The organism is Vibrio sp. HI00D65, from assembly GCF_001635455.1.
GTDB lineage: Bacteria > Pseudomonadota > Gammaproteobacteria > Enterobacterales > Vibrionaceae > Vibrio.
Genome location: NZ_LWEH01000085.1, coordinates 134,082 through 145,347, shown reverse-complemented (window position 1 = coordinate 145,347; position 11,266 = coordinate 134,082). Strand labels below are relative to the sequence as shown.

The window sequence follows — 11,266 nt, the reverse complement described above, 5'->3', positions numbered from 1 at the left end:
AACTGAATCTTAATTGTAATTATTTGTTAAATTCGCAGGGTAAAATAAATTAAGAGATTAATTACACGATCTTATTCAACTGTAACGAATATGTAACTTAATTAAAATATTGTAACTCAAAGATCAGTTTTTAGTTGTATACCGGATGTGTTTTGGGTGTTAATGTAATGTTTCGCTCAAATGGTGTAATGTGAGCTGCTTTAAGTCTTAGGAAAGCAATCAGCTTGCATAGCACAGAATGGCGTATTAAAAATTGAAATCGGCTGAAAAGTCGATAATGTATACAAAACCAAGTGCAAACAATAGTGCACGAAAAACAACGTTTGGCTTAGGATGCTGTCACTGTATGTGAATGGATGTTCGTTAAGTACCAAAATCATTGTCAGTGCTCATCCCCCAGAGAAAGAGACTTCTACGAGTACTGACATCGACAAGCTATAAATATATGGAGAATAAAATGGCTGGTGTATTGGGAATGATTCTTGCTGGTGGTGAAGGCTCACGTTTAAGACCTTTAACTGAATCGCGCAGCAAACCCTCGGTCCCTTTCGGTGGTAGTTACCGCTTAATTGATTTTGCTTTAAATAACTTCGTTAACGCTGATCTAATGAAGATCTATGTATTAACGCAGTTCAAGTCACAGTCACTGTTCCACCATATGAAAAAAGGATGGAATATCAGTGGTATAACAGATCGTTTTATCGACCCAATCCCTGCTCAAATGCGTACAGGTAAGCGTTGGTATGAAGGTACTGCCGATGCAATCTATCAAAACCTTCGCTTTATGCAGCTAGAAGAGCCGGACCAAGTTTGTATCTTTGGTTCTGACCACATCTACAAAATGGATATTAAGCAGATGCTTGATTTCCACAAAGAGAAGAAAGCGGCATTAACGGTTTCAGCTCTACGTATGCCTTTGGCTGAAGCATCAGAGTTCGGTGTTATCGAAGTTGATGCCGAAGGACGTATGATCGGCTTTGAAGAGAAGCCTGCAAACCCTAAGTCAATCCCTGGCGACCCTGATTCGGCATTGGTTTCAATGGGTAACTACGTATTTGAAGCAAATGAGCTTTTTGCAGAGCTTGTTGAAGATGCGGATCGCGAAGGCTCTTCACATGACTTTGGCAAAGATATTATTCCTTTCATGTTCCCACGTGGTGATGTATTTGTGTATGACTTCAGTACTAACCGCATTACTGGTGAGAAAGAAGAAGTTTACTGGCGTGATGTAGGTACGATCGACGCGTACTGGCAAGCTCACATGGATCTTCTTGAGAAAGATGCACCATTTTCACTATACAACCGCAAGTGGCCACTGCACACTTACTACCCACCGTTACCACCAGCGACGTTTTCAGATTCGGCTAATGGCCGTGTTCAAATCATCGATAGTTTAGTGTGTAATGGTAGTTATGTTCGTGGTTCTCGCATCGAGAAGTGTGTGCTTGGTTTCCGTAGCAATATTGCATCAGCATGTGACATCAGTGAGAGTATCTTGTTAGGCGACGTAAAAGTGGGCGAGGGCTGTGTACTTCGTCGTGTTATCGTCGATAAAGATGCAGACATCGCACCGGGTACACAGATTGGTGTAAACCTGAAAGAAGACAAAAAGCATTACCACGTCTCTGACGATGGTGTAGTAGTAATCCCTAAAGGAGCACGAGTTGGTTACTAAGACTCTCTCGGTACTTTTTGTAGCGTCTGAAGTTGAAGGCTTGATTAAAAGTGGTGGCTTGGCTGATGTAGCTAAGGCACTGCCAAAAGCGTTACAAACACTCGAACAGGACGTTCGAGTGACCATCCCCGCTTACCGCAATATTCCAAATATTGATTCTGCAGAAGTTGTTTTATCGACAGAGCTCGATCATTGGCCGCATACGGCTTATCAAGTTAAGCAGTTAAGTGTTGAAGGCGTACAAGTGTTTGGTATTGAATGTGCTAAATACTTTGACCGTCCAGAAATGTACGCTGAAAATAATCAGGCTTATGCTGATAATGGTGAGCGTTTTTCGTTCTTCAGCGCAGCATGTTTGGACATGCTTCCTAAGCTTGGTTTCCAGCCTGATATTATTCATGCGAACGATTGGCATACTGGCTTTGTTCCTCTCCTGCTTAAATCTCGCTACCAACAGCATGAATTCTTTGAGAACACGCGCAGTGTTATTTCAATCCACAACGCGGTGTTCAAAGGCGTATTCTCATACGATGAGCTGCAATGTCTTCCTGAAATGCACAGCCGCAATGTTCCGGAAGCTGCAGTTAGTGATACGCACTTGACTATGCTTAAAGCTGGTGTGTTATGCGCAGATAAAGTGAACGCAGTAAGCCCAACGTACGCGGAAGAGCTAAAAACAGAGCTTGGTAGTCATGGCATGGCGGCTGAGTTTCAACGTAGAGCTTCAGATTTAGTCGGAATCCTAAATGGTTGTGACTACGGTGCTTGGAATCCAGAAACGGATGCATTTCTTCCTCGTAAATACAAAGCGACCAAACACAGCATGGCGCGTGGAAAATCAGTTTGTAAACAGAAGCTGCAACAAGAGGTCGGCTTACCGGTCATCGATTGCGCAGTATATGGGATGGTTTGTCGTTTAACGAATCAGAAAGGTGTTCACTACTTGCTGCCTATCATAGAACAGTTCTTGAAGAACGAGCTTCAGATTGTGATTGTAGGTACGGGTGACCCTGTTTTAGCGAGCCAGCTGAAAGAGCTATCGGCACTGCATTCAGAAAAATTCTCTTTTGTAGAGGCATACAACAATGAATTAGCACATTTAGTTGAAGCGGGTTCTGACTTCTTCTTGATGCCTTCTGAGTTTGAACCTTGTGGTTTAAACCAGATCTACAGTATGGCTTATGGCACCTTGCCTATCGTTCGCTCTGTCGGTGGTCTAAAAGACAGTGTTAATGATTATGATGAGGATCCAGAGGTTGCGACTGGCTTTGCTTTTGAAGAGCCGACTCCGCAGGCTTTGTTGGCCGTTCTACATCGTTCGTTGCTGCTTTACGCACAAAACCCATCTGAAATTAAGCGTATTCAGCTTTATGCTATGCAGAAAGATTTTAGTTGGGAAGATGCTGCGAAAGGGTATCTAGCAATGTACCACTCTGCTATGTAGTAACAGTTTACCTAGATACTCAAATTAGCAAAGTAGATAATATGAACTCACACAAGGCGCTCTGAGAATAGGGCGCCTTTTTGTTTTCCGGCCCGAGTACATCGAGTATATTAAGACAAAGCTTGCAAACTCATTGTAGTTCGGTTGAAAAGGCAGTTAAGACATTCACAAAACTAATTATAGGCTTGACACTATTATCACCTAATCTTCTCAATTGCGTGATATCCTTAGTAATCGCCTTATGATGAGGCATAGCTCCATATTAATAGTTAAAGCGATAGGTATGTCTGAGAGTTTATTATTTCATAAAACATTTACTCACCCTACGAGCGATGAGTGGGTGGTATTTGTGCATGGCGCTGGAGGTAGTTCCTCAATCTGGTTCAAGCAGATCAAGGCGTATAAACAACATTTCAATTTGCTGCTAATTGATTTGAGAGGGCACGGTAAATCAGACAATATCCTTAAAGATCTGATGTCGAATCGTTACACGTTTAAAGCGGTTACTCTCGATATCCTTAAAGTGCTCGATCATCTAAAAATTCGTTCAGCTCATTTCGTTGGCATGTCGTTAGGGACTATCATCGTCCGTAATATTGCAGAGCTAGCCGCAGGGCGTGTACGTTCAATGGTATTAGGTGGTGCAGTCACTAAACTCAATACGCGCTCTCAGGTGTTAGTTAAACTCGGAAACCTAAGTAAACACATCATTCCTTACATGTGGCTTTATAGTCTTTTTGCTTACATCGTAATGCCACAAAAAAGTCAAAAAGAGTCTCGTCACTTATTTATCCGTGAAGCCAAAAAACTGTGTCAAAAAGAGTTTAAACGTTGGTTTATATTAACGGCTGATGTAAACCCTCTAATGAAGTATTTCAAAGACCGCGAATTGCCAATTCCAACCCTCTACTTGATGGGAGAGCGTGATTACATGTTCATCAAGCCCGTTAAAGAGATGGTTGAAGCACATGAGTCTAGTGAACTGGTTGAAATCGCAAACTGTGGTCATGTTTGCAATGTTGAAAATCCAGAAGAATTTAATCAGCACTCTATTGAGTTTATCCAAAAGCAAATCCAGTGATTTCTAAGTCGGTCATCTGAACTAATAAAGAATTGAAATAAAAACGGGAAGCTATTTTAGCTTCCCGTTTTTTTAGAGGAGGTATCGGGTGAAGCAGCTAGGGCTCCAATGAGTTCATTTATTCAGGACAGTTCGCACCGCACTGCCAACAAGAACCAAATTGTGCTTCGTTTACTTCATGACATTCACTGCAGCGCCATTCTTCATAGATGATGGAATCTTGTTGCTTTTGATAGTCATTAACGATTGTGCGGGCTTTGGTGGCCATTTCTGGCTCATATAACCACACATAAGGGTCAGTTTCTTCCGTAAATGGGATTTCCCCTTTCAAACCAAACAAACCTTCACCACGGACTTCACACGCAATATTTTCACTTTCTAATAGTCCGCAGATGATGTGCGCTTCTGTCGGATTCGATGCACTGAAGATTTTCATTGAAATAGAACCTTATTCGACCACGGTAATTATTCAGCAACAGGTGCTGAACGAAACTTACTCATCAACCATTTGGCGATAATTGGAAATACGCCTAGTAATGCAAATGACAATAGTACAGAAGGTGAAATGATACCTGAAAGCGAATCAATTTCTGCGAGTTGAGTACCAGCATTTAAGAATACAGCTGTACCTGGCAGCATGCCGATTTGGCTTGTTACGTAGTAGCGGGTTACCGACATCGGCGTCAAGCCCATTAGCAGGTTGATAAGGAAAAACGGGAATACAGGAATAAGGCGTAAAGAGAACAAGTAAAATGCACCATCTTTTTCTACGCCTTTATTAATCGTAGACAGTTTGTCGCCAAACTTGGTTTGTATCCAGTCACGCAGCAAGTAGCGGCTACTTAAAAAGGCAAGAGTTGCGCCGATCGCACTGGCGAAAGAAACCAAAAGCAAGCTATTCCAGAATCCAAATAGAGCTGCACCAAGTAGTGTAACAACTGCTGCTCCTGGAATAGAGAAGGCAGTGATCAAGATATACGCGATGAAGTAAGTCGCGGCAGCCGCATTAAAGTTACTTTCTAGATAGTCGTTTAACACGGCTTGTTGTGCTTTGGCGTTTTCCAGCGTGAGGTGTTGACCAAAATTGATGCCTAGTAAAACAACCGTCACGACTAGCACAATACCCAATATCATTTTCTTACTCATTGAGACTTCCTCAAATTTTTAATGCATACCGTTAGTATAAATAGACAGGCAAAGCATAGATTAACTTTCATTAGATAAAAAAAAGCCGCAGAAATGCGGCTTAGTTGTATAAAAAGGATGTACTGACAATGTTAATTTACGCGACTGATAAGCTCTTCGCGACGTTGCTGTGGGATAACCGACCAATGGGTACCATTGATCGCACCTTCTAATGCCCAAAGCAGTTCAATACTGACAGAGGACGTATGAGATTCCTTGATGGCATTAAATGCGTTTACAGAGCCAGATTCATATAAACGCTCTACGGAATCAATCCCGGCTTTCTTCAACATGCGCTCAGTGGCAAGTCGGAGATTAGGGAGGTCTTTGAGTCGAGTAGGCTTAGCAGCAGACTGTTCAGCTTTCTCTTCTTTTGCAAAGCCCAGTGACGTAGTCGCAAGTTGTAAGATTTTCTCTTGGTCTTGCCACAGGCCTTCTGGTAAAGCGAAGTATTTAGTTACGACAGGGAAACCACGTTTTTTGTAGACGTACGGTTGAAACCCTTGTTGCTCGAACTGTTTTGTTGTGTCTTTGTCTGCTCGTATATGCAACTGGTCATTAACAACCAGAGCAAACATAGTGTCATCAGCAAAAAGACCGAATCCACCAAACATTGAGCGTGATTTTATTTTTCCTAGGGGCTCAAATAACTTCATTGAGTCCTTTAGTATCGGTTTATCCATGTTATTTATCTCGGTGTATTTGAACAACGCCACCAAATAAGCAGGTCCGAGAGATTAGCAAAATGTTGCAATTACATTGTCAATAAGCCGTAAATTACTAAGTTATTAGTAGTTACTGCATTTTGCCATCGGTAACCCCGCTACCATACCAACGAGTGGTTTAGGCCGGAAGCTTTGCGTCTCACCTTTTCAAGTGATTTGCCCTGTGCGTGACTGATTGAATAGAATAAAGTTTTTGTTGAATGAGGCTCACACTTGTTACTCCGAAGTGTGATGTTGCTTCAATTAATGATCTTTATTGTATGAAACTGGGCTCATTTTGCTACTGATAAAAAAAAGCGCACCAAAAGGTGCGCTTGATGAAAATAAACTCAATTTATCAGTTAATTTAACGTTTTAACTGTACTACGCTCAACAATTTCTGGGTGCATTTCGAAGACGCGTTTTTCATGGTCTTTGTCTTTAATGCGCTCAAGCAGAATTTCGAAGGCGTTCTTACCGACACGACGCTTCGGTTGGTGAACGGTAGTTAATGGTGGAGAGAAGTACTCTGCCAATTCGATGTTATCGTAGCCAATGATAGAGATATCTTCTGGGATACGGATACCTTTCTGCTGCAAGCGACTCATTAAGCCGAGCGCCATTGTATCGTTAAAGCAGAATACTGCCGTAGGGCGCTCTTTCATCTCAACAATTTTGTCTGCGGCAAGTACAGCAGTATCGCACTCAAAGTTTCCTTCGATGATCATGTCGTCACTTGCGGTGATGTTTGCTTCTTCTAGAGCGCGCTGGTAACCGGCGATACGTTCAACACATGCTGCTTTGTCTAAGTGGCCACTTAAACAAGCAATCTTTGAGTGACCGCGATCGATTAGGTATTTGGTCGCTAGATAGCCGCCTTCTTCGGAGTTATCAATGATTTTATCTGCTTGAGAACTCTCTGGGCCCCAGTCCATGATTACTTTAGGGATGTCAGCATGACGATCTAACATCTCTCTCAGTTCTTCCGTTAGGTCTGAACACATAACTAATATGCCATCTACACGTTTCTCTGCAAGCATTCGAATGTAGTCACGTTGCTTCTCATAGATACCACCAGTGTTACACAGGATCAAAGTGTAGCCTTGACGGTAGCAGTAGCTCTCAACACCATCGATAACTTCAGAGAAGAATAGGTTTGTTGATTGAGTCACTAGCATGCCGATGGTTCGTGTTGAATTACACTTCAAACTGCGAGCAACAGCACTTGGTGCATAGTTTAATTCGTCTACCGCTTTATTTACTTTTTCTTGAGTCGCTTCTGCAACAAAACGTGTTTTGTTGATTACGTGAGAAACGGTTGTGGTTGATACGCCTGCTAAGCGAGCGACATCTTTTATAGTGGCCATGGTTTTATCCTATTAGAAGCTACTTTCCCCAAAGTACGGAGTGAAGTAGCCGTTAAGCTACCTAACTAAGAGCTTAAATTTGTAGGGCTCTTTGGGTACTAAAGTGTTAAAAAACAAAAAACCGCTAGTGAGCGGCTTGTTTTAACACCGAAATGCTCTGAACTTAATAAGCATAGCATTTCGTGAATGTTTCATATTTTATCGTTTGCGGTCACAATTCTAGACTGACTAGAAAATACTCGCAATACAATTCACCCAGAAATCCGGGTGAATTGTCACATTCTACGGAATTTATTTACCTAGTCATCAATTAAGCTTATTCACCAGCTAAATATTGAGCATCTAATTGACAGAAAGCCATTAGCAGAGAGGAGACTGCAGCGTAGAAACCGAATTCATCAACATCGTGACACTTAACGTTGAATTTCGGGATCCAAGTTAATATCTGTTGTTCGATAAATTGTTGCTGAACTTCGAACGACTTTTCTAATTCTTCTCCTGATTCTGTTTCATTGGAACGAATGATTAAGTTACCTAAGAAGTCGAGCTCGATAGCGATGTGGTCTGCTGGTTCTTTAAGATCTTGGTTAACCACTAGGTTGTGCTCAGCCATGATCTCTTCTATCTCTTTCGCTGGCTTACCGTTTAGTAGGCCAGTTTCACCGATGTACATTGAGGCATAAGGAAGGGCGCCATGCTTATCCGTCTTTAGGAAAAGGTCGCAAAAGTCAGCAGACAGTTCTAGTTGTGCATCTTCGCGAGTTTGTAGGCGGTTCAGTGCATCAACCAACTTATCAATAGCAGGCTTTAGAGTTTCATTTTGGCCTAAACTAGTTAAGAAAGAACGAATTTCAACAGAATGGTAGTGGTCAAGTTCGTCTTGAGTGAGCTCTTTGGTGAATAAGCTTGATAGCCACCAGTAAATTTCTGCTCTTTGCTCGTTGAACGCTTTCGTATCTTTCATTACATAGATCCTGATTTAGTCTTGTGGTGTCTTTTCGCACACCAAGGCTGATGACGAGGTTATTTGCGAAATGCAAAGTTACTCGTTAGTAGTAATGCCTATATTGAATTGTGCTAGACGATAAATAGCAAGGTTTAAGATTGTCTTGTATCAAAAAAAATCCATGTTTCTGGCATTTATCTTCAGTACCACTAGAATTGTTACTAGTTATGAATAGAATAGTCACCGAAACTATTAAATAAGAAAAGTGGTGTAGATGAGCTATCACGTATTAGTCGTAGAAGATGATGTGGTGACCCGTAGTAAACTGGTTGGTTATTTCCAGAACGAAGGTTACACAGTTAGCGAGGCCGAGAGCGGTGCTCAAATGAGAAGTGTGTTAGAAGAAAACAACGTTGACCTCATTATGCTGGACATCAACTTACCAGGTGAAGATGGATTGATGCTAACTCGCGAATTACGCAGTCAATCTGACATTGGAATTATTTTAGTTACTGGACGCACGGATAGCATCGACAAAATTGTTGGCCTTGAAATGGGCGCTGACGATTACGTTACTAAACCTTTCGAACTTCGCGAGTTATTAGTTCGAGTTAAAAATCTACTTTGGCGTATTTCTGCTGCTCGTAAAACGGCAGCAGGTGAGGCTGAAGAGTCACAAGATGAGTCAGTGGTTCGTTTTGGTGAGTGGACATTTGATATCCCTCGTCGTGCGTTAAGCAAAAACGGCGAGCCGGTAAAACTGACGAAAGCTGAATATGAACTATTGGTTGCACTGTCTTCTTACCCTAATCAGGTACTAAGCCGCGAACGTATTCTTAATATGATTAGCCACCGTGTTGACGCGCCGAATGACCGTACTATTGATGTACTGATCCGTCGTATGCGTGCAAAAATGGAGTTTGACCCTAAGAACCCACAAATTTTTGTGACGGTGCACGGTGAGGGTTACATGTTTGCTGGTGACTAATTCTTCGGGGCGTACTAGTCCGCTAAAGTATTGAATCTTAAAAAGCCGAGACATCAACGATGTCTCGGCTTTTTTATTTGTGAGTTAGTTGCGGCTCTGTGCTTATTTGGCCTGCGCTGCCGAAACGGCGTTGTCGTTTTCAGCTAAGTTAGAAGCTTCAGGTATTACGATTGGGTCCTCAGCAACATCGTTACTAGTGTCTAACCAGTCGCGTAGGCTTTGCCAAACTAATCCCATTGTCTCGTACCAATAACGCTCAGTCTGTTCAAGATAAATCGCTTTAGGCATATATTTGTTCCAAGGCTCTACTATGCCGTCTTGAGCAAGGTAGTTGGTTGGCGCTGGCAATGGTTTCATACCGGCTGCATTAAATTCGTTAAGAGCTCGGGCCATGTGGCTTGCTGAAGTCACTAACACCATTTTCTTGTTTTTCACGAACGCTGCTGCTTGGCGAGCTTCTTCCCAGGTATCTTTAGCTGTTTCCAGCAAAATGATGTCAGGTTTTGACACTCCAAGTGCTAGGGCTACCTTAGCCATCATTCTTGCGTTACTGACCTCTGTACCAGCACCGTAGCCAGACAAAATCAGTTTAGCGCCAGGGTAGAGACGTAAAATACGAATCCCTTCACTTAAACGCATCAAGCCTGTACGGCTCAGTTCAGATGTTGGTGGGATCTGGTCATCAACAACGTGTCCGCTACCAAGAACCATCACGTAATCGACAGTCTCATCGACCGGTAAAAATGCAGTGTGCTGCCTCTCCATTGGCATTAAAAGTTGACTAGAAACTGGTTGGAAAGCGATTAGGAAGATACCACAGAGGGCAGAGAGGGTAATTAAGCAACCAGTCTTTCTTTTAGTAGTAAACATCACTAGGGCTAAGCCCAGAAATGCGAGAATTAACATTGCTGGTAGTGGCATCAGTAATGAAGACACTACTTTTTTCAGCTCAAACATATCCGAATAGTCCGAAAAAACATCACTTAGTAGTAAAAAGAGACATCGCCTCTTTATTCCTGAAATTCCTGTGACAGAATAGCAGGCACGATAGGACATAATAACTCAAGTAGCTGTGACTGAAGACCGTAATTTCGACGATATTGCCCACAAATTTGCAAAAAATATTTACGGCTCCGACAAAGGAGAGATCCGTCAGATCATCGTATGGGAAGATTTAGAACAAGCTTTGAGCAAGTTTGAAGATTCTGCTTCTCCACTGCATGTGCTTGATGCCGGGGGCGGGTTGGCACAGATGTCGCAAAAAATTGCGGCACTTGGTCATAAGGTTTTTCTATGTGATCTCTCTTCTGAGATGCTAAAGCTGGCTCAAGAAGGGATCACCGAAGCGGGGCTGTCAGAGCAATATCAGTTTATTCATTCTCCAGTACAAAAAGTGGCAGAGCATCTCGACGATAAAGTCGATTTTGTGATGTTTCATGCTGTTATGGAGTGGCTAGCCGACCCTAAAGAAGCACTCGATTTGCTACTTGAACAAGTTAAACCAGGTGGTGTTGCCTCGATAATGTTTTATAACCACCACGGATTAGTCCTGAAAAATGTGATTTGTGGCAACATTCCTCATGTATTGAATGGGATGCCACATCGAAAACGGTTTAAGCTGCAACCACAAAAAGGCTTGAGGCCTGAAGAGGTTTTCCAATGGATAGAAGACGCTGGTCTAGAAATCTGTGGTAAATCTGGCATTCGCTCCTTCAGTGACTACATAGGAAATATGGAGTACATGGGCGATTACCAATTTGAAGATGTATTGGAACTAGAAAAGCAGCTATGCCGCCAAGAGCCATATCTGTCACTAGGCCGTTATATTCACGTTTGGGCTCAAAAACCTGCGCAATAACAGTGATGAATGTGGTAA

Annotated in this window: 11 protein-coding genes and 1 riboswitch; of the genes, 5 read left to right on the top strand and 6 right to left on the bottom strand. The window is 42.3% G+C overall.

Annotation, left to right across the window (positions count from 1 at the left end; genetic code table 11):
- The first annotated feature begins 445 nt into the window (after window positions 1–445).
- The 3 genes from glgC to A3712_RS08615 all read left to right on the top strand — a co-directional run bounded on the left by glgC (window position 446) and on the right by A3712_RS08615 (window position 4,200).
- Window positions 446–1,675, top strand: coding sequence for a glucose-1-phosphate adenylyltransferase (gene glgC / locus A3712_RS08625; protein ID WP_082856203.1), 1,230 nt, complete (start codon window positions 446–448; stop codon window positions 1,673–1,675).
- On the top strand, window positions 1,665–3,119 hold the full coding sequence (gene glgA / locus A3712_RS08620; protein WP_063523092.1) for a glycogen synthase GlgA: 1,455 nt from the start codon (window positions 1,665–1,667) through the stop codon (window positions 3,117–3,119). The genes glgC and glgA overlap by 11 nt, the downstream gene beginning before the upstream one ends.
- 283 nt (window positions 3,120–3,402) lie before the next feature.
- On the top strand, window positions 3,403–4,200 hold the full coding sequence (locus A3712_RS08615; RefSeq protein WP_004737440.1) for an alpha/beta fold hydrolase: 798 nt from the start codon (window positions 3,403–3,405) through the stop codon (window positions 4,198–4,200).
- Window positions 4,201–4,318: 118 nt separating this feature from the next.
- Here A3712_RS08615 and A3712_RS08610 read toward each other — a convergent pair whose 3' ends face one another.
- From A3712_RS08610 to torD, 5 genes are all read right to left on the bottom strand, one after another.
- Window positions 4,319–4,636 carry a putative signal transducing protein gene (locus A3712_RS08610; protein ID WP_063523091.1) on the bottom strand — a complete coding sequence of 106 codons (318 nt, stop codon included), beginning with the start codon at window positions 4,634–4,636 and terminating at the stop codon, window positions 4,319–4,321.
- 29 nt (window positions 4,637–4,665) lie between these two features.
- Window positions 4,666–5,346 (bottom strand): TVP38/TMEM64 family protein, encoded by a 681-nt coding sequence (locus tag A3712_RS08605; protein ID WP_082856202.1) that lies wholly within the window; start codon window positions 5,344–5,346, stop codon window positions 4,666–4,668.
- 131 nt (window positions 5,347–5,477) lie between these two features.
- Entirely contained in the window at window positions 5,478–6,068 is a 591-nt protein-coding gene (locus tag A3712_RS08600) for a TfoX/Sxy family DNA transformation protein (protein WP_082856201.1), read from the bottom strand.
- Between the two features lie 127 nt (window positions 6,069–6,195).
- Window positions 6,196–6,281: riboswitch (cyclic di-GMP riboswitch) on the bottom strand.
- Window positions 6,282–6,451: 170 nt separating this feature from the next.
- The gene (gene purR / locus A3712_RS08595) at window positions 6,452–7,456 is read right to left on the bottom strand and encodes an HTH-type transcriptional repressor PurR (protein WP_063523088.1); all 1,005 of its coding nucleotides are present in this window, start codon (window positions 7,454–7,456) and stop codon (window positions 6,452–6,454) included.
- Window positions 7,457–7,772: 316 nt separating this feature from the next.
- Window positions 7,773–8,420, bottom strand: a complete 648-nt coding sequence (torD, locus tag A3712_RS08590) for a molecular chaperone TorD (protein ID WP_063523087.1) — start codon at window positions 8,418–8,420, stop codon at window positions 7,773–7,775.
- A 256-nt stretch (window positions 8,421–8,676) separates the two neighbouring features.
- Here torD and torR point away from each other — a divergent pair, with 256 nt between their 5' ends.
- A complete protein-coding gene (gene torR, locus A3712_RS08585; protein ID WP_063523086.1) occupies window positions 8,677–9,390 on the top strand; it encodes a two-component system response regulator TorR in 714 nt (237 codons plus the stop codon).
- Window positions 9,391–9,492: 102 nt separating this feature from the next.
- Here the strand turns inward: torR and elyC are convergent, their stop codons facing one another.
- A complete protein-coding gene (gene elyC, locus A3712_RS08580; protein WP_063523085.1) occupies window positions 9,493–10,347 on the bottom strand; it encodes an envelope biogenesis factor ElyC in 855 nt (284 codons plus the stop codon).
- A 115-nt stretch (window positions 10,348–10,462) separates the two neighbouring features.
- On the opposite strand from elyC, the gene cmoM reads away from it, so the two are divergent.
- On the top strand, window positions 10,463–11,248 hold the full coding sequence (gene cmoM, locus A3712_RS08575; RefSeq protein ID WP_063523084.1) for a tRNA uridine 5-oxyacetic acid(34) methyltransferase CmoM: 786 nt from the start codon (window positions 10,463–10,465) through the stop codon (window positions 11,246–11,248).
- Window positions 11,249–11,266: the final 18 nt, after the last annotated feature.